Annotated in this window: 13 protein-coding genes; 3 read left to right on the top strand and 10 right to left on the bottom strand. The window is 58.6% G+C overall.

The window, feature by feature from the left end:
* The first annotated feature begins 172 nt into the window (after positions 1-172).
* Positions 173-3,691, top strand: a complete 3,519-nt coding sequence (locus B5F76_RS07435; RefSeq protein WP_162608745.1) for an autotransporter outer membrane beta-barrel domain-containing protein — start codon at positions 173-175, stop codon at positions 3,689-3,691.
* An 80-nt stretch (positions 3,692-3,771) separates the two neighbouring features.
* Here B5F76_RS07435 and B5F76_RS07430 read toward each other — a convergent pair whose 3' ends face one another.
* Positions 3,772-4,980 carry a GNAT family N-acetyltransferase gene (locus B5F76_RS07430; protein ID WP_087352853.1) on the bottom strand — a complete coding sequence of 403 codons (1,209 nt, stop codon included), beginning with the start codon at positions 4,978-4,980 and terminating at the stop codon, positions 3,772-3,774.
* A gap of 238 nt (positions 4,981-5,218) precedes the next feature.
* Here B5F76_RS07430 and B5F76_RS14475 point away from each other — a divergent pair, with 238 nt between their 5' ends.
* Both B5F76_RS14475 and B5F76_RS07425 read left to right on the top strand, forming a co-directional pair.
* The gene (locus B5F76_RS14475; protein WP_144268412.1) at positions 5,219-5,449 is read left to right on the top strand and encodes a hypothetical protein; all 231 of its coding nucleotides are present in this window, start codon (positions 5,219-5,221) and stop codon (positions 5,447-5,449) included.
* 255 nt (positions 5,450-5,704) lie between these two features.
* The gene (locus tag B5F76_RS07425) at positions 5,705-7,948 is read left to right on the top strand and encodes an inorganic phosphate transporter (protein WP_087352851.1); all 2,244 of its coding nucleotides are present in this window, start codon (positions 5,705-5,707) and stop codon (positions 7,946-7,948) included.
* A 146-nt stretch (positions 7,949-8,094) separates the two neighbouring features.
* On the opposite strand, the gene B5F76_RS07420 is transcribed toward B5F76_RS07425, so the two are convergent.
* From B5F76_RS07420 to lpdA, 9 genes are all read right to left on the bottom strand, one after another.
* Positions 8,095-9,195, bottom strand: a complete 1,101-nt coding sequence (locus B5F76_RS07420; protein WP_144268411.1) for a radical SAM protein — start codon at positions 9,193-9,195, stop codon at positions 8,095-8,097.
* 2 nt (positions 9,196-9,197) lie between these two features.
* Entirely contained in the window at positions 9,198-10,241 is a 1,044-nt protein-coding gene (locus B5F76_RS07415; protein WP_087352849.1) for a hypothetical protein, read from the bottom strand.
* The gene (locus B5F76_RS07410) at positions 10,231-11,307 is read right to left on the bottom strand and encodes a geranylgeranyl reductase family protein (protein WP_087352847.1); all 1,077 of its coding nucleotides are present in this window, start codon (positions 11,305-11,307) and stop codon (positions 10,231-10,233) included. Before B5F76_RS07410 ends, B5F76_RS07415 begins: the two co-directional genes overlap by 11 nt.
* The gene (locus B5F76_RS07405; RefSeq protein ID WP_087352845.1) at positions 11,304-12,887 is read right to left on the bottom strand and encodes a lipoyl protein ligase domain-containing protein; all 1,584 of its coding nucleotides are present in this window, start codon (positions 12,885-12,887) and stop codon (positions 11,304-11,306) included. Before B5F76_RS07405 ends, B5F76_RS07410 begins: the two co-directional genes overlap by 4 nt.
* 68 nt (positions 12,888-12,955) lie before the next feature.
* On the bottom strand, positions 12,956-14,191 hold the full coding sequence (locus tag B5F76_RS07400) for a (Fe-S)-binding protein (RefSeq protein ID WP_087352843.1): 1,236 nt from the start codon (positions 14,189-14,191) through the stop codon (positions 12,956-12,958).
* A 3-nt stretch (positions 14,192-14,194) separates the two neighbouring features.
* On the bottom strand, positions 14,195-14,620 hold the full coding sequence (gcvH, locus tag B5F76_RS07395) for a glycine cleavage system protein GcvH (protein WP_087352841.1): 426 nt from the start codon (positions 14,618-14,620) through the stop codon (positions 14,195-14,197).
* A gap of 76 nt (positions 14,621-14,696) precedes the next feature.
* On the bottom strand, positions 14,697-16,373 hold the full coding sequence (locus B5F76_RS07390; protein WP_087352840.1) for a respiratory nitrate reductase subunit gamma: 1,677 nt from the start codon (positions 16,371-16,373) through the stop codon (positions 14,697-14,699).
* A gap of 91 nt (positions 16,374-16,464) precedes the next feature.
* Positions 16,465-18,006, bottom strand: a complete 1,542-nt coding sequence (lipA, locus tag B5F76_RS15345; RefSeq protein ID WP_239406995.1) for a lipoyl synthase — start codon at positions 18,004-18,006, stop codon at positions 16,465-16,467.
* A 97-nt stretch (positions 18,007-18,103) separates the two neighbouring features.
* Complete coding sequence (gene lpdA, locus B5F76_RS07380; protein WP_087352835.1) at positions 18,104-19,468, bottom strand: dihydrolipoyl dehydrogenase; 1,365 nt, start codon at positions 19,466-19,468, stop codon at positions 18,104-18,106.
* Positions 19,469-19,491 lie beyond the last annotated feature (23 nt).

Below are 19,491 nucleotides of genomic sequence, written 5' to 3'. Positions count from 1 at the left end.
CAGCCTGTGGAGAGGCTCCTTGCCTCGTTGAAGCGGAACCCGCCCAGGGATCAAGCTAGCTTGTTTCCGCTGGGAATCCTCCGCCTTTAGGCGGGGGAGGATGTCAATCTCATCCTCAATCCTGCACACTGAGCTCTCCGATGACCATGTACTGCAACAAGTTTTTTTGCGTATGAAATATCTGTTTAGTCTTATCCTCATGCTTGGCCTGCTGGGCGTCTGTCCGCAGGCCCGGGCCAGTTACGACATCCTTGTTCCCGAGGAGGACAGTCTCTTCCAGCTGCATATCTTGGAAAATGGAGAAACGAATCCGTTCTGGGGAGTTGAAGCTGTCGGCGAAATAGACGAAAGCGCCCTCTCCTGTCTCCGCGCAGGCCTTGACTACTGGGTGCGGGTACTGGCTCCGCAGGCGGTCAACAGAAAACCCGTATCCATCCTCCTTTTCCATAATTTTGATGAAAGTGCCGGGGCGATAAGCGTGCCCGTCGAGGGATTCGAGGGTCTGACATTTCTTGCAGCGGCCCTCACTCTGGAAGACTACGAAGCACGCCTGCAACACTTCCTGGCAACAACCGAAGAGGGAGGTCTGGAAGGAGTGACCCCCGACACGTTCTTGACTGCAGCCATAAAAATTGGCGAGTTTGACTGGTATTACGGGTCGCTCACGGCCCTGCCCGAGAATGAAAACAACTTCCATCTGACCGCAACCATTGTGCACGAACTGTCCCACGCTCTGGGCATCTTGACGCAGACCTTCCAGGCCGAAAGCGGTTCTTTCTTTTTTTATGAAGACTACTTTGGCCTCTGGAGCGCGGGACTCCACGACATGTACAACACACAGGCAAAGCCCGGCATGGAAATTTCCTTGAATGGAGAAGAAGACTCTGGAAAGTTTGTCCTGGCCAATGACGACATCTATTCAGGCGCCTACTTCACTGGAACAAATGTCCAGGAAGTCCTTGGTGAAGGCACAATGCTCTCCTTTCCGGAAAGTGGCCTTTCAGAAGAAGGCTACGAGGGAACTGTCCCCGGCCTGCCCGTGAATGGTTCCGAGAATGGTGGACCTGAACTCTCGCACATCGAGCTGCAAAACGGCCTCATGAGCCATCAGAACTGGCGCAACTGGACCACCTTCATGGAAGCCGAGCTGGCGGCCCTGCAGGATCTGGGCCTCAAGTTCGACAGAAAGCAGCTCTTCGGGCATTCCATCTATGCCAGCGGTTCAGTAGATGAGGACGGTACCATTGCGTACAACTCCGTCGACAATGATCATGGCTACTTCGCCAGGGAAAACGGCGAATGGGTCGAGGGCACGCCCAATGAGACCCCGCTGGGCATAGGCCTGCACATCTACGGAAGCTACAATGACGTCACCCAAGTTGCCGACCTGCTCACCATTGGCGAAGAGGCCGTGGGCATACGTGTGGAAGGCGTGGGCAACAAGCTCGCCGTTGCCGAAGGCACACGCATTCAGGCGGACGGCGCAGGCGGATCGGCCCTGCTTGTCTCCTACGGCAAGGAGCATACCATCAATCTCATGGGCGAAGCCACGGCCCTTGGCGAGGGCGGCATAGCCGCACGTTTTGATTTTGGCGACAACATACTCGGCAACGACACAGAGTACCGTGGCTCGTGGATGTGGACTGTCCAGAATGAACTTCAAGAAGATATCCTCTCCAAGATTGACGGGGCCCTGGTCAAGGCCTTCAATGTCTCGGGAAGCCTTAAGGGCAGCGCAGCTGCCATCTATATTGCCGAAAATGCCTTTGTGGAGGAAATCAACATCCTCTCCGGCGCCGAGCTGGAAGGGGACATTGTGTCCTTCTGGGATCCCCAAAACAAAAAACTTGCTGCAGAGCATCAAAACAGGCACTACTCCACACTCACCTTTGGCAGAGCCAGCAGTGAAGACGGCACACCCATCGAGAAGGGAGACGAGGACGGAAACACAACATGGGCAAGAGACGAGGAGGAAAACACAACCTGGGAAGGAGACGAGAACTTCTCCCTGGACTATGCCGGAGATATCTGTGGCGACTCCATTGACATGACCCATGTGGCAGGCCGGCTCAGCCTCTCGGGAAGAATTGATGTCCACTCTCTGGCAAATTATGGCACCCTGGCTCTGACCGGCAGCGATGTGAGCGAGTATCAGGTCATCGTGGCGGACAAGTTCGTCAATGATAGGGAGGCCACCCTGGAGACGGGCTTTGATGGCAACGGTCAGGTCAACTCCATACAGGCCGGGTCTGCAAAGCTTTGTGGTACCCTCGTCCTGCGCCCCCTGCGCGATTTCTACGCCTCCGGTGGCGTCATTGAACTGGAGGATCCTGTCGTCACAGAAACAGGCACTCCTGAGGTCGACATGGAGGTCATGCTTGCCTCGGATATCGGCTCGCCCACCCTGTCCTTTGACATGAAGGGCAACTCATATACTGCTGAGGGCTCCATGCCCACGGTCACGGCCAGCAGGGACAGCAATGCCTACAGCCAGTATGCCCAGAGCTCAGGCGCCCATGCCACGGGCCGTGCCCTGGACGTCATTGCCGGCAAGGCCCGGGGCGACATGCAAGACCTTCTGGCGGCCCTGGACTGGTCTGCTCCTGACGGCAGCGGCATAGCCGATGGTTTGAAGCAGCTTGGTCCCGGCGCCTATGATGCAGTGGCCAGGGCATCTCTTGCCCAGCAAAACGAGTTCAATCTGCTCATCCTGCGCCGCCTGATGGCCACCATGACCCACAGGGCCAAGGCTGCCCAGACCCTTCAGGAGGGCACGGCTGCTCCTGCAGGCATCAGGGATGCGGAACTGGACAAGACAAGAGAGGCCGGAACCTGGCAGTTCTGGGCCACCCCCTACGGCGCAGGCTCCTTCCAGGGCAGCCATAACGGCCGCTCGTCCTGGAAGAGCACAGGCGTGGGCCTGCTTGTCGGCGCAGACCGCCACCTTGACTCCAGTCTGGATCTGGGCTTCCACGTGGCCCTGGCCGCACGGCGCACCCATGTGCAGGACAGCGAAGAGGCCCAGGCCGACACAAAGTCCGCCTTCGTGGGCCTGCAGGCCCTCCTTGCCCCGGACTCCTGGAACGGCTTCTACCTCACGGGGCAGGGCCGCATTGGCATCGAGAGCGGTGAGATGGATCGCGACATCCACATCAACGGCTATAACAGGCAGTCCAAGAGCCGATGGTCCGGTGTGGCAGGCTCCCTGCAGGCAGGCCTTGGCTGGGATGCCCACCTCGACACCGAGGCAGGCTTTGTCACCATGGGGCCCCTGGCCTTCTTCGAGTATGCCTTCCTGCACCGTCCCTCCCTGGAGGAAAATGAGGGCGGCGCTGCCCGCCTGGACGTAGATGACACTCTCTACGACTCCCTGCTCATGAATCTGGGCGTCCACGCTGGCTGGCAGACGGATCTTGCCAACGGCACCACCCTGGGGCTTGATGTGCTGGCTGCCTGGCGCCACGAGCTTCTCGACAGCAACTTCTCTACCACGGCCTCCTTCAGGGACTATGGGGCCCACGATTTTTCCTCGGATTCGAATTTGCCAGGGCGTGACAGCCTGCTTGTGCAGGCAGGTCTCACCCTGGCAACAGTATCGGACTTTTCAGCGCAGCTGGAAATCGGCGGAGAATTTTTCCGCGTGGGCTACACGGCCATGAACCTAGGCCTCAATCTGACCTGGCAGTTCTAGCCCAAATTCCCTGTACAGTTTGCAAAGCCCCGGCAAGCGTTGGCTTGTCGGGGCTTTTTGCCCCTGCGGGGGCAGCAAGGTTAAATGTAGTCGGAAATGTACGGAATCTCGTGCAAGAGGATATTGTCCAACATGGTGATAGATTCCCTGCTGGCCGTGATGCGCTGCAGAGAGGCGAGCTTTGCCGCGGTCTTGTAACCAAGAAGCAGGGTGGTGAGCGTTGCGATGGAGAGCCTCACCCTGTGATGCGTCTGTCTGTCCGTGAGTCTGCATTTGCCCTCATGGAAATGCACAGTGAAGGTCTTGTTGTTCCAGGGCAGAAAGCTGTCCTCAACCTCGAAGGCTATGGTCGTGTCTTCTTCGGTGGGATCGCAGTGGTACTTCGAGAAAAAGTGCTCCACGTCCACGATGCGGCCCATGATATAGGGACGTATGGTTTCGCGTATGTCCCCGTCCTCCAGTTCAAAGGCTATGGGCTCGCTGGAATAGGAGCTGCCGCGCACCTCGTCGATCATGGAATCGTGCGCACGTATGTATTCCCACAATCCCTCGTGGGCCTCTTGCGTCAGGGAGATCATCTCCTTGATGTGCATGATGTCGTCCTTGATGAGATATACCATGTAGCCGCTGGGCTTGCCGATCGCATCCCTGTACATGGCAACAACAGTGTCGTCCTCGTCCCATCTCCAGTACTCTTCCCAGGCCAGGGCGTTGCGGAAGAGACAACCATGGGTGGCCGCAGCAAACTGAGTGTGAAGGTTCCTGAAATCCTCGTTTTCCCAGCTCACCCTGCGGACATAGCCGGGAGCGCTTGCCCTGGTGGGGATTTGGCGGTCCTTCACGGAATAGGTGATCTTGTTGGAGATGATTTCCCAGCCCATCTTGCGGTAGAGAGGGATGGAATAGGGGAAGAGGAGTGCAAGAGCCTGCTGCCTTTGACGCATGTGACCGAGACTCTGGCGCATGAGCTTCTTCATGATGCCCTGGCCGCTGTATTCCGGATAGGTACAGACACTGGTGACAAAGCCTATCGGGTAGACCGCACCGTAGACATTCATTTTCAGGGGATAGACAGCCACCTGGGAGACAAGGGTCTCGTGATCAAAACAGCCCAGAACGTCTGCGCGCTCCAGAATGGGGAACTTGGACTGTTTGATCTCGTCGTTGCGCCAGCCACAGGTTGAGAGTTCCTGTTCCGTGATCTGAAAGGCGTAGCGCAAAAGTGAATTGTACTGATCCAAATCATCGGTCTTGAGGTTGCGTATCTCGTACTCCGCGTTTGGCTGCATGATTTTCTCCTTGAGCGGGAATTTCCAGATGGAGCCAGAGTTCTGGCGAGAGGCTGGCACTGGCAAATCTTCATCTGGAATTTAGAGATGCCATTACTGGCAGTCAAGTTACCCGGCAAGATTGAGGACATTTTGCAACCATGTGGCATTGCGGTGACAAGGGCATTTCCCCCTCTCCCTTTGGAGAATGAAAAAGCTCAAAGTAGCGCCGAAGAACAGAGTGTGAGGTGCTGACGCCTTGTTGGCGAAAGCATTCAAAGCCGGTGAAAGCAGCGAAATCCTCCTGGCGATTGCTGCTGCGACTCTGGAAATCGTGAAAAAAAAACTCTCGGCGCCGAGAGACGGCTGTCCCTCTCGCCTCCCCTGCTGTCATAAGGAGAACCGTATGCATCTTGCCATGATTGCTCTCGGAATTGGCGCCCTGCTGCTTTTCGCCAACAATACAGATGACGACTTGCCGATGATATAGCTTCCCATATCGCAACTGACGGCCTCACACAACGTGCGCGGAAAGGTCCGGGAAGGCAGATTTTCTGCCTTTCCGGACCTTTTTTCGTGCCTGTTCCGGAAATAGGGATGTCGACCCTGCTCCTGTCTTTCTGGCTCATCTTGTGCCACTTTTCCCTTTCGCAGGGTCAACCTTTGTCACGCATTCTTCACAAAACTGCCCAACAAAGTGCATTTTTCCGCTCTACACAGAGACTCCCTTTTTCCGGGAGGATGTATGGAAAGCTACTTTATTCTCATTTTGGCATTTTTGGCCCTGCTGGCTGCCTTCGACCTTTTCGTGGGTGTCAGCAACGACGCCGTGAACTTCTTGAACTCCGCCATCGGCTCACGCATCGCCTCCTTCAAGACGATCATGATCGTGGCAAGCCTCGGTGTCCTCATCGGCGCAACCTTTTCCAGCGGCATGATGGAAATCGCCCGCAGCGGTGTATTCAATCCGCAGATGTTCACCTTCAGCGAAATCATAGTCATCTTCTTTGCTGTCATGGTCACGGACGTTTTGCTGCTTGATATCTTCAACTCCTTTGGCCTGCCCACCTCAACCACAGTGTCCATCGTCTTCGAACTCCTCGGTGGCGCAGTGGCTGCAGCTGCCTACAAGATCTGGCTGCAGGGCGACTCCTTTTTGACCATCGCCAGCTACATCAACAACGAGAAAGCCCTCGCCATCATCTCCGGCATTCTCGTGTCCGTTGTGGTGGCCTTTGTGGCAGGCACAGTCGTGCAATACATCTGCCGCCTCATCTTCACCTTCGATTTCGACCGCGTGTACAGGAAGATCGGCGGCATTTTCGGCGGCATCGCCCTGACCTCCATCTTCTACTTCCTGGTCATGAAGGGCTTGAAGGGCACCTCCTTCATGCGCAAGGAATACATCGATACCATCGACGCCCACACCTGGCCCATCCTCATCAGCACCTTCATTGTCCTGACAGTCCTCTTCCAGCTGCTCATCAAATACAAGAACACCAACATCTTCCGCATCATCATCCTGAGCGGTACCTTCGCCCTGGCCTTTGCCTTCGCCGGCAACGACCTTGTGAACTTTGTTGGTGTGCCCCTCGCAGCCTACGAGAGCTACAACAGCTTCATTGCCAGCGGTGTTGCAGCAAACCTCTTCACCATGGAATCCCTGAAGCAGGCAGTGCAGACGCCCACCATCTTCCTGCTTCTCTCCGGCCTCATCATGGTCCTGACCCTGTGGTTCTCCAAGAAGGCCCACCGCGTGGTCCAGACATCCATCTCCTTAAGCAGCTCCACCCAGGGCGAGCAGGAACAGTTCGGTTCCTCACTGCCCGGCCGCGTTATCGTGCGCTCTGCTCTTCGCTTCGGCACCCTGGTCAACCAGTTCATGCCCGCAGCCATTCGCAAGGGTATCGACAGCCGCATGGTGAAGCCTCAGCCCGTCAAGGGCGAAATTGCCCTGCCCTTCGACTACGTGCGCGCTTCCGTGAACCTCGTCGTGGCAGCCATCCTCATCGCCTCCGCAACATCCCTGAAGCTCCCCCTCTCCACCACCTACGTGACCTTCATGGTCGCCATGGGCTCCTCCTTTGCTGACGGCGCCTGGGACCGTGAAAGTGCCGTCTACCGCATCTCCGGCGTGCTCATGGTCATCAGCGGATGGTTCCTGACTGCCTTCTCCGCCTTCACAGCCTGCCTTGTCATCGCCCTCATCATCTTCAACTTCGGCGAATGGGCAGCCATCCTGCTCATGATCATCGCAACCGTGAGCCTCATTCGCTCCAACTTCTTCAGCAAGGAAAAGGAAGATCACAGCTTTGCCATGCTCAAGAAGAGCCAGCTGACCAGGGAAGAAATCCGTGCCAGCATCCGCGAGGCTGTTGCCACAAACCTTGACAAGACCGTGCAGCTCTACCGCGAAGGCGTCACCAGCTTCCTCAACGAGGACGGCTCTCAGGTGAAGAAGGCTAGAAGTGAAGCCGCTGCCCTCTTTGACGACATATCCAGGGAGCGCGGCCTCTACTACCGCATGGCTTTGGAGGGCACTGGCAACGCCCTTGACGACGACGCACGCCACTTCTACTACAGAGCCTTCACCAACATGAAGGAAGCAGGCCACAATCTGCGCAGCGTCATGGCCATGATGGAAAACCATCTTGCCAACCAGCACCGCATCTACACAGGCGAGCTGCGCGAGAACCTTGAGAAGATGCTGGACATCGTCTCCAGTCTCCACAACCACCTTTCCAGCCTTGCCGTGTGTGGCGAGACTGCCAGAAAGGAACTGCCTGCCCTTGCCAACGAGGAGATCCAGAAGATCAACCACTACCAGCTTGAGCTTCTGCGCCTCATAGACAGCGAACACCTCTCCCTGAGAAGCAGCGAGCTCTACTTAAGCATTCTGCAGTGCACGCGCGAGATCATCAACCGCTACACCATCGTCATGGTCCTGCAGGGCGAGCTCAATGACATGTGCGAGTCTCAAAGAGCGTAACGCCTAAAACATCAACCCTCCACAAAGGCCTCCATGGTTCGCCCAGGGGGCCTTTTTTCATGTGCCCTTCCTGCTCGCGGGGCAGAAAAAAGCTGCCGAAATGCAGGACATTCCGGCAGCAGTACAGTGTTTTGCAAAGGTGTTTCTCATGTGCGTGCGAACTTCTCAAGGCCAAGCTGCAGCCTGATATGCCGCCTATCCGTCTCGTTGGGAGCGAAGGGATAGTTGCGAATGCCGGGCCCAGGCCGCCAGTTGGCGTAGGGCCTATTGCAGGCCACTTCGCCGTCGCGGCCAGTGCAGCCGCTGGTGCGGAAGGCCTCGCCACTCTCAAGGCAGGCGTTCACCACATCGTCGGAAATTCCGTATCCCAGGATCTTTCCTTTTGCCGAATACTTGAAGGCTTCTGCCCTGCCCAAATCGTTGTCTATGATCCAGCGCGCAAGCTGTATGCGGCGATACTGATCCAGGGGCGGAGCAGGTCTTTCAGCCAGAAGGGAACCGCTTTCCGGAAAGAAGGAAAAAAGATGCGTGAAGCCGCCCATGTCGCGCACGCGCTGCATGGCGCCTGCCATTTCCTGCTCAGTCTCCCCCATGCCTACCATGAAGTGGGATCCTGCCATGCCCTGCCCGAAGATTTCCAGGCTTTCGCCAAGGCAGTCCCAGTAGCGCTGCCACTTGTGCGGGCCGCGCACCCCGCTTCCGCGATAGCGGTCGAAAAGCTCCTCCGTAGCCAGATCGATGGCGACACCTATCTTGTCCACGCCAGCGTCCCTGAAGGCCAGAAGGTCTTTGACGCCCACAATGGTAGGGGCAACCAGTACCGAAACAGGGACGTCCACTGCCTCGCGCACAGCGCGGGTGATAGCCACTGTGTCCGCCAGGGCGCGCCTGTTGGTGAGCATGGAGATACACACGCGCTTTACCCTTTGCCTTTTTTCCGCAATGGCGGAAACGACGTCTTCCAGAGCGCAGGCTGGCCAGCTGACACGGATAAAGCTCTTTCCGCTCTCGCGCTTTGGGGAGAGTCCGCAGTAGGCGCAGCGTCCTGCACAGCCAGACTTGTAGGACAAGAGCAGATTGATGCAGTAGAGACAGGCGTCACGGTAGAAACGCCCGGGAGCGAAATCCAGGGTCATGGCTGCCGCAAGGCTCATGCGCACTGCAGAAGGGCTTTCCGCATCGTTCAATTTTGCGGTCTTCTCCAGACCCTTGCGGGCAGTTTCCGAAACAGGGGGCAAACTAGTCATACTCACCTCTCAAATGGCGAAAAGGGCTCGCGCTGCCAGCCCCCACGCAAGGTAGGCGCAACAGAACAGCATGTTGCCTGAAAGGAACAGCGCACGCCCATTGCCCGCGCAAGTTCCAGAGTCTCGTCCGAAGGAAGGGCCATGCGATTGAAGCCTGCCAAAAGAGCAAGCTGCTCCAGGGATGTCGAATCTCGCCTGGATCTCGCGCAGCCAAGGCTTAATATTGTGTCTGGCAGCTCTTCCCGCGCCCTTGCAAAAAAGTCCTTGAGCTCCCCCGCTCCCGGAGGAGTGACATGAGCCATGCGCGTGCCCTTGAGATTCATGAGCACGACAACTACCAAAACTTCCGGCATAAAGCCCTTTACAATCCTCAGGGCCTCGTACTCGCCCACAAGGCACCCGAAATGAAGGCCTGCCACGATGTGCGGCACAAGGGACAACCCAGCCTGGATTATGACCTCAAGGCTTTCATAAAGAGCCATGGGCCCGTTCTCAAGGCCGTACACTTCCCTGTAGGTCGCGGGGGAGCCAATAACGTCAAGGAGCACCTGCTCGACACCGGCGCAGGCAAGACCCCTGGCAATTTCTTTTGTGATTAGGCCCGAGTGCACGCTCACATGGAGATCAAGCTCTTCTCGCACGCGGGCAATAACAGGCAGGAATTCTTCCCAGGGAAGCCGCCCAAGGCCGTCGCACCCTCCGCTCAGGAGGATGCCCAATGCTCCCCGGGAGGCTTGGGCCTGGCACTGCTTCCAAAGACGCTCCGGCGTTGAGACATCCGGCATGGAGAGCAGAAGCTTTCCCTCACAGTGGGCGCAGTGCTGGTCGCAGCGTGTTCCCGTGAGCGAAAGTGCCGGATACTTTCCCCGTACCCCGTCGCGCACATACATGCCTGGGAGATAGCAGGAAAGAACCTTTCCGTGGCGCTGCCACGAGGCTTCCCGCAAGCCTGCCAGACGCGCTCTCTCTTCTTTTGAAAGGCGCAGGCAGGGGTCGAGAAGCCCGTCCGGGATAGCGCACACATCCGAAGAAAGCTCAGGCCGCATAGTATTCCCTGTAGCCGATCCAGAAGGAACGGATGGCACCATCAAGGGAGCCCCTGTGGGCTTCCCAGGCAAGGCGGCGCTTGCGCGCGTGGGAGAGGACAGCGCCATAGTAGTCTTGCCACTCCTCTGCGTAGCTGTTCACAAGCCCCATATTGCCTTCTCCAAGAGCCCTGGCTGCCCAGCGGCCAGCCATTTCCCCTGCCTGCACTGCCTGGGCTATGCCTGCCCCGGTAATGGGATGCGTGTGCCCGGCAGCGTCCCCTGCCAAAAGGATGTTTCCCCGCACGCATGGGCGCTCCTGAACGGGAATCCAACCGCCCGTACAGGTAGGGCGCCCGCCCTTTGTGACAAGTTCCTCCCTGATCATGGCTTCCACAAAGGCCTTGAGATCCTTCGCAAGCGTACCTCTGTCGGCGTTCGGGACAGCACCAAGACCCACGTTTGCGACATCGCCCTTGGGAAAGAGCCAGGCGTAGCCTGCACAAAGCCTCTCGTCGAAGTAGACGCGCGTGTGATCCAGGGGTGTGACAAGAGGCAGTGTCACCTGCAGGGCCGGAATCATCTGCCAGTTTGTACCGTTCACATGGGCGCCAACCCTGGACTTCGGACCGTCCGCGCCTATGACAATGTCTGCTAGAATGTCCCATTTCGTGCCGTCCGCGGCCTCGGCGTGCACAAGGATTCTTCCGCCTTCCGCGTCCTCAAGGCCAAGGAGGTTTTGCCCTGTCAAAACACGGGCACCTGCTTCCTGAGCAGCCCTGGCAAGAGCCTGATCAAAGAGATCACGACGGATGACGCAGCCCGGAGCAGCAATGTTCTGGATGCACTCGCCATGCAAAAAGGCACGCATGGATGTGGTCTTCTGGACAATGTAGCCCTTTCCTCCGGGCACGCTTCCGGCAAGGGGGGCCGGGATGTACTCCGCACAGCGCACCGGCACACCCACAAGGCGCCGCCTTTCCAGCACAAGGACTCCGGCTCCAGCCCTGGCTGCGGCAAGGGCTGCCGAGGAGCCGGCAGGGCCGGCTCCGCAGACAAGGATACTGCAGCGTCTTGCCTTTTTCATGATCTTCCTCCCCCTGCCCTGTCCGCGGCTTCGAATATGGCGGACAAAAGCTCCATGTTCACGCTGGTCTGTCTGGCAAAGCGCCCCTTGTAGGCAGCGTTTTCCTCGCCAAGCTCGTAGCAGGTGGTGTCCTCGATATCCACCAGGATGCCCGGAAGACCAATGGCAGCAAAATCCTCCGCGTGCTTCACAAAGAACTGCTGGCAGCAGCAGCCCACAAAGGCCCTGCAGCCGCGGGCCTTCAGGCGCACAAGCTCTTCGTGCAAATGCTCGAAATTGGTGATGCACACCATCTGCAGATTTCGGGAATTTCCAAGGCTCCAGGCATCTCCCACCGAACACTTGCCGCAAGCCACACAATAGTCCTCGTGGCGCAAATCGCAGGAAGGGTCCTTCGCGCAATAGGGCAAAAGCAGGGCGTCTATGCCAAGGTCGAGCACCTCGGCAAAGGAGGCGCAGGTAGTGTTTATGCGATTGCACAACTCTAAGGGAATGCCTGCTCTTGCTATGTCCACCTTGGCAAGGGCCATGGTCAGGGGGGTGGCAATATCCCCTGGCCCCATGTCCGGAATGCAGATGTTTCCTTCGGCAAAAAAATTGTCCACAAGGCGCACAAGCTCTTCGCGCACAAGCTTCTTGCCGCGCAGGACACTTTCGAGATCGTAGAGCGCACGGCCGGGGAAGGAGAGAAAGTCGCCTGTGATGAAGATGTCCTTTACGACATTGCGCACCATGTCTACCTGCAGGGTGACGCGCACAAGGCCGTAGGGAGACTTTTTTGCTGCCTGCACAACCTCTGTGCGCGAGCGGGCTGGCCGCACCATGTCGATCCATTCCCTGGACTGGAAGTAGGGAAGCTTCTTTGCCAGAAGGTCCTCTTCCTCTGCAGTCAAACCCTGTGCCACAAAGTCCGCGTCCAAAGCCTCGGCAAAGGCCTCCACAAGGGCTGCCTTCACCCTTTCGCAATCCGGAGGGGCTCCAAGCTCCCAGGCAAGACAGGTCACGCGCTGGCGCACCGAGGCTATTTCCTTGTCCTTGAGCTTTTCCACGGGAATGCGCAGGCATTTGAGCATGGTCTCCACGTCAAAGTCCATGAGCAGTGTCCCCTGGAAGAGGAAGGCCGCGTCCGAATCCGTGCCGCCAGTGCCGGAGATCTTTCTGCCGTTCACCTCGATGTCGTTGCGAGGGCGAAAGTTTGCCTCAACGCCAAGGGTTTTCAGGGCAGCTATGGTGGGCTTGCACAAGACCTTGAAAAGCTCCGTATTGGGCACTGTCACGCCGAAAAAGGCCTTGTCGCAGATGATTTCCCAGCCAAGCTGGCTCTCGTCGAAAAGAAGCCCGCCCCCGCCAGTGATGCGCCTGTTTATGTCTATGCCGTGGGATGCACAGTAGCTTTCCCGCACTTCCTCCTGCACGGACTGATGAAAGCCCAAAAGGACCGTTGCCGGGCGAAAGCGCAAAAAGCGCAGGGTATTGGTGCCATGTCCCCTGCCTCGCAGCTCGACAAGCACCTCGTCCAGGGCCATGTTTTCGGCCGCGCTCATGGGCGGCAGGTCCAAAAGGCGCCATCTTGTCCTCATGTGAGCCTCCAAAATCGTGCACAAGGCTCCCGGGCAAGGGTCAAAGGCCTTGCCCGGGAGCGCAGAACCTAGCCTGTGGCCTTTGCCAGGCATTTTGCCACAAGCTGTGTGAGATCAAGAACTTCCAGGGAAAGCTTGTTGCGGCGCACGTAGGTTGTCATGGTGCGCACGCACTGCTGGCAGGTAGTCACGATGGTCGAGGCTCCGGTGGCCTGTGCCTCCTCGACCTTGCGCCTTGCCATGGCAGTGGAAAGGGCAGGATCGATCATCTCGAGGTTGCCGCCACCGCCGCAGCAGAGGCTGTGCCTGCCGTGATGGGCCATTTCCACAAGCCTGACATTGGGCAGAGCGCGCAGTATTTCCCTGGGCTCCTCGAAGACACGGCTTCCCCGACCCAGATCGCAGGGGTCATGGTAGGTTACGACAAGCTCTTCCGCGTCCGGGGACTTTGCCGCAAACTCTACGGCTCTGTCGCGAACAAGGCCTGCCACAAGCTCGCTTGCATGCACAAGCTCAATGCCTTCGAGATCCGCGTAGCGAGGATAGACCTCCTTCCAGATCTGCAGGCAGGAGGGGCAGGTGAAGACGACCTTCGAGGCTTCGCGGCGCTTCACTTCGGCCACGTTGTGGGCAATGATGGAGGCAAGGGCATCGGGCTGGCCAGAACCAAGCAGGGGAAAGCCGCAGCACCACTCGTCTGCGCCCATGATGGTAAAGTCCGCCTTTGCGCTTGTCAGGATCTGCACTAACGCCATGGGGATCTTCTGGGCCAGGGGGAAGTAGGCGCCCACGCAACCCGTGAAGTAGACGATGTCCGCCTTCTTGCGCACAAGGTTGCGCGGGGCCTTTCTCATGTTGTCGATCCAGTCCGCCCGCTCGTCGTTGTCCTCGTCAAAGACATTGTGACTGCCCTCGAGGTTGGCCCTGATGGCCTTCGTCTTTGCCGGGGCATGACCGCTGGCGGCCAGTTCCCTGCGGACATCAAGCCACAGATCCTTCAGGGGCAGGCCCAGGGGGCAGATTTCCTGGCAGTCTCCGCAAAGCGAGCAGCGAAAGACCGACGTTCCGTACTCCTGGAGCGAGGGGGTATTGTGCCCGGGCACAATGCCGAAGGACTCCATGAGATTCTGGAAAAAGGCGTTGCGATCCCGCAAAAGGCCCTTCAGGCGGGCCAGGCGTACCTGGGCGGAGAGTTCGGCGTCCCCTGCCGCGGCCACTGCGGGACAGACGTTCAGGCACTGGCCGCAGTGCGTGCAGGCATCCAGGGCCAGACGCTGAGAGAAACTGAAGGCTGATGCACGCATAGGCTAATCCTTTGCAAACTTGGCTATGTCCTCCTGCAGCCAGGGTTCCAGCACCTCGCGGCCGCCGTGCTTGAGGCCCTCCAGGGGCGACATGTCGTCGGCCTTTATGCGGTACATCCAACCCTGACCGTAGCAGTCCCTGTTGATGAGTTCGGGATCCTCTTCCAGGTCCTCGTTGACAGCGCTTATCTCGCCGTCAACAGGGCTGTACACTGTGCCGAGCCATTTGCCGGACTCGACCTTGGCAAACTTCTTGCCGGCACTCACGGCCTTGCCCTCGTAGGGCAGCTGTACAAAGACGATCTGACCTGCCAGCTTGATGGCAAAATCGTTCATGCCAACCACAAGTTCGTCGCCTTCCTTGCGGAACCAGAAGTGGTGTTCGTCGTAATACAGGTCTTCGGGCATGTTGTAGCCGAGGATTTCCATGGCACTATCTCTCCTTGAGATTATGATTGTGGGTCAGGGGTCCGGCAGGACCAGACGGCCTGCCGGAAAAGTGAACCTAGTGTCTGCGCAGGGCCTGGACGATGATAACCAGGGGAGCAGTGAAGATGTGGCGCAGGCGGGTAAAGGGTATGCAGGCGACTGTCGCTGCAGTGGCAATGGCGTGGATGTACCAGAGGGTTCCGTAGATCCCGGCTATGCCGTCCGCGCCAAGGGGCAGGAAGAGCTCTGCGAAAATCGCTCCTGCAAAGGCAAGGCCTGTGTCCGTGGCACCCAGGGCCAGGGTGTCGAGGGCAATGCGTGCTCCTTCCAGGACAAAGCCGCTTACAGTGAGCACGAAGAGCAGGATGAGCACAAAAAGGTCACTCTTCGGCATGTTGGCGATGCCGGAATGCGCGGGCTTTTCAAGACAGTGCCGTGCAATGGCAAGGGCAAGGCCAACGAGAAGCAGCACGCCGCACACATCGTTCACAAGGGCTGTGGCAGGCCAATCCTTGGCAAGAAGATCCCAGGGCCAGGCGGACTTGGGAGCAAGCCAGGCTCCCAGGCTTGCGGCAAGACCAAGGCATGCGCGTATGACAAAGGGGAAGAAGATGAGGGCATGGATGAGCCAGCGAACCTTCGACTCGCGCCAGAGCCTGGCCTGCAGGAAGATGTCACAAAGGACAGAGGCAAAAAGCCTTGCGCCTCTGGGCCCGTGCCCTGCGTGTCCCGCGGGCGCGTGGATGGAAGCAGCCTCAGTACTTTGCGAGCGCCTACCGCCAAGGCCCGCAGAAGAGCACCAGAGGATCAGAAGACCCGCAAAGCCCGCGACAAGGACGCCAAAACCAATCCGCGAGGGGGTGTCGGGCAAAGTCAGGGTGGCTGCGTGGCAGGCAGCACACAGGGCACCCTTCGGTGGCAGGATGCTGTCCGCGGCTATGGTCTTTCCGCCTGCCGGGACTGCCTCTGTGTGGCAGCGGGCGCAGGACGCTGTTCCCGCGGGCAGATCAAACTTGTGCACAAGCTCGGAATCGGTGACGGCAAAGCCCACAACACCCCTGGAAGCCACAGGGCTCACACCTGCCGAGTGGCAGCTCGCGCACTCGACCCTTGTGTGGGCATCGTGTATCTCGCTTTCCGTGTGGCGCACATGGCAGGAGAGGCAGTTTACCTTTTCCATGCTGTGCGGGTAGGCGGCTGCTCCCACGTGGCAGGAGAGACAGGAAACGCTCTTGTGGGTGGCAATGCTTCCTGTGTCATGGCACGAAATACACAGGACAGGTCTTGTCTTTTCTTCCACAGCGCTTTTTGCGTGGCAGGAAAGACAGGCCCTGCTCTCTTCGGAAAGCTCTGCTGCTTCCCTGTCGGCCTTTGTGCTGCCCACAAGGTGGGGATTGTGGCAGGAAACGCAATTTGCCATATCCGCACCCTTGGGGATGGGCTTTCCGGCGTGCAATCCCTCGGCCTTTTCCTCTTCCACGTCCGGATGACAGGAAAGACAGGCTTCAAGCCTGTAGGCCGAGCTTTGCTCCTTGAACACCCCGTCCATGGCAGGGTGTTCGGCAGGGTCTATGTCCTCGTGACAGGAGGCGCAGCCAAGATCCGCATGCGCGGATTTTGCAAAGCCCGCATCGTCCATAATCCAGGACGTTCCTGCATAAGCCGTGCAGGAAAAAAACAGAACGACCAGACAAAGGGCGGTCATGGCTGTCACAGTGGCCTTGCCGAAGACGGGATTTCTCTGCTTTCTCATATGATTTCGACAGCCTGTGGCATATGGTGACACCATTAGCCGGACTGTCCCTCCCTGGTTTTGCGTAGTTTTGTGAACTCTCGAAAGCGTGTCACAGGGCCCTTTCAAGCATAGCCGAGGCCCTGTAGGAGCTGCGCACAAGGGGACCGGAAGCAACGTCCAAAAAGCCCATGTCCATGGCCACATTTTTCCAGTGAACGAATTCGTCCGGAGCAAGGTAGCGGCGCATGGGCACATGGTGGCTTGAGGGAGCAAGGTACTGCCCAAGAGTCAGATAGCGGCAGCCGTGATCGTAGAGGTCGCGCAGGGTTCCTGCTATCTCCTCCCAGGTCTCGCCAAGGCCAAGCATGAGGCCCGATTTGACGCGCAGGCCAAGGCTCGCTGCCTTTTGCAGGACACGAAGCGAGAGGTCGTAGTCCGCACGCGGGCGCACTTGCGCGAAGATCCTGCGCACTGCCTCTATATTGTGGTTGAACATGTCGGGGCTTGCTGCACACACGCGCTCTATGCTCTCCTGCTTGCCCTGAAAATCCGGAACCAGAAGCTCGATGTGCGTTTGGGGGGACTTTTCCCGTATGGCCCGCACAATGGCCGCAAAGTGCCCGGCGCCGCCGTCCGGCACATCGTCCCTGGTCACCGAGGTAATGACTGCTGTGGAGAGCCCAAGGCGCGCCACAGCCTCGGCCACCCTTGAGGGCTCCTCGGGATCCAGGGGCTTTGGGTGCCCCTTTGTCACTGCGCAGTAGCGACAGGCGCGAGTGCAGATGTCGCCCATAACCAAAAAGGTGGAGGTTCCCCTGGCAAAGCATTCGTGCCTGTTCGGGCAATGTGCCTCCTGGCAAACCGTGTGCAGGCCAAGACCGCTCACAAGATGCTCCACAGGGCGCACCTCCTTCTCGGAAGGCAGGTGCCGCACAAGCCAGGACGGGTGTCCCTCGCCCACATCGGGCTTTTGGTAATAGCCAAAGACGCGCAAAAAATTGTCCACAAAGACCTTCTGCACGTCAGAAAGATCAATCTTTTTGCCGCATTCCCTTTCCAGTGAGGTCATGCGCTCGGTGGGATTTCCGCAAGGAGAGATGAGGGAAAAGGGGGAAAGGTCGAGAGAGACGTTGAGGGCAATACCATGGTAGCTCACCCACTTGCGCACAGCCATGCCAATGCTTGCCACCTTTGCCCCGTTCACCCAAAGACCAGGCCCGTGCACGGAGCGTTCTGCCTTGACGCCAAAATGCTCTACCGTTGCTTCGAGCACGTCCAAAAGGCGCTCCATGTAGGCGTGCAGATCCCTGTCGCGCAGATGCAGTATGGGATAGGCCACAAGCTGGCCAGGCCCGTGGTAGGTGGCCATGCCGCCGCGTTCAACCCAGAAGAGCTCTATGCCCTTTTTTGCCAGGATTTCCCCGGTCACATAGATGTGTTCGGGCAAGCCCCCACGGCCCATGGTGATCACGGGATCGTGCTCAAGAAGCAAAAGCGTATCCGGCACAATGCCTTCCAGCACAGAGTCGTGGCGCAGCTTCTGAAACTGCCAGGCATTGGCGTAGGAGATGCGCCCGAGCTCCAGAATCTGGAGAGGATATGCGTCTGTCCGAGCCTGGCTCGCTCGTGGTTCGTGTCCCTGGGCAGTCATGGCCTTCTCCTTGCAGGGAATATCTGTCGCGCGCCTGCCAGACACGGCAGGCGCGCACATTCACATGGAGGTATGGAGGTTCCAAGGAGGTTCTTTTCTAGCCGCGTCTTGGCAGATACAAGGCCCAGCTTTCCGCGTCGCGGAAGGCGTCCACCACGGTCTCGCAGAAGGCAGGATGGACTCTGAAGCCCTTGGCGAACTCATGCACTGTGCACTCGAGCTGCATGGCAAGGACAGCCTCGCCCACAAGCTCCGAGGCCTGACTGCCCACAATGTGCACGCCGAGGATTTCGCCGGTCTTTGCGTCCGCCACGACCTTGACGGCTCCGTCCACCTCGCCGCGCAGCATGGCGTAGCCGTTGATGGCATAGGGGAAGGAGCCCACTTCCACCTCGCGGCCCTGACGTTCGGCCTGCTCTTCGGAAAGGCCCACGCTGCCCATCTGCACAATGCCCCAGATGGCGCGGGAAACAAGCTCCGACTTGTAGGTCGAAGGCGTGCCCATGGCGTTTTCGGCAGCGCAGATGGCCATGGCCGAGGCCACGTGGCTGAGCATCCAGCCGCCAGTGCAGTCGCCTATGGCGTAGATGCCGGAAACATTGGTCCGGCAGTGCGCGTCAACCTGTATGCCGCCATCCTCGTTGAGGGAAACGCCCAGATCCTCAAGGCCGAAGCCCGTGGAGACGGGCTCGCGCAAGGACCAGAGCACCTTCTCGACTGTGACGCGCTCTTCCTTCTTCTTGCCGCAAAGCACGCATTCCCCGTTTTCCACGCGCTCAAGCTTGCAGCGGGCCATGATCTTCACGCCGCGCTCGCGCAAGGCTGCTGCCAGGCGCTGGGCGCTGTCCTGATCCTCTTCGGGCAGGATGCGCGCCCCTGGCAGGGCGTACGTGACCTCGCAGCCAAGCATGCCGAGGAGCATGGCGCATTCCACGCCTATGGGGCCAGGATCGGTCACAAGGACGGACTTTGGAAGCTCTGTGGCTCCAAGGAGCTCGTCCGAGGTCATGACAAGGGCTTCCGCGCCAGGCACAGTGCAGGGCGCAAGGCGGCTTCCGGTAGCGATGATGATGTTTTTGCCCTCGAGGACCTTGCCGTTCACCACTACCCTGTGGGCGGACTCTACCACGCCCCTGCCCATCACCACCTCGATGGCGTTGTTGGCTAAAAGTGCGGACATGCCCATGGCGATTTCGTTGGAAACACCTTCCTTGCGGGCGACCACTGCCTTGCAGTCAAAGCTGCCGATTTCCAGGTTCAGCCCGAAATCACCGGCCTTCTTCGCCTGCTCAAGCAACGATGCGGCCCTGAGCCATATCTTGCTCGGAATGCAGCCGCGCAACACACAGGTTCCGCCCATGGCAGCCTCTTCCACCAGGACGACCTTTCCCTTCAACTGGGCCGCACGAATGGCAGCCGCGTACCCTCCGGGTCCACCACCAAGAACTATGACATCATACATGATCCCTATCTCCTCATCTGAAA

The organism is Desulfovibrio sp. An276 (assembly GCF_002159665.1).
In the GTDB taxonomy this organism is placed as follows: domain Bacteria; phylum Desulfobacterota; class Desulfovibrionia; order Desulfovibrionales; family Desulfovibrionaceae; genus Desulfovibrio; species Desulfovibrio faecigallinarum.
This window is presented reverse-complemented; position numbering and strand designations above follow the sequence as displayed.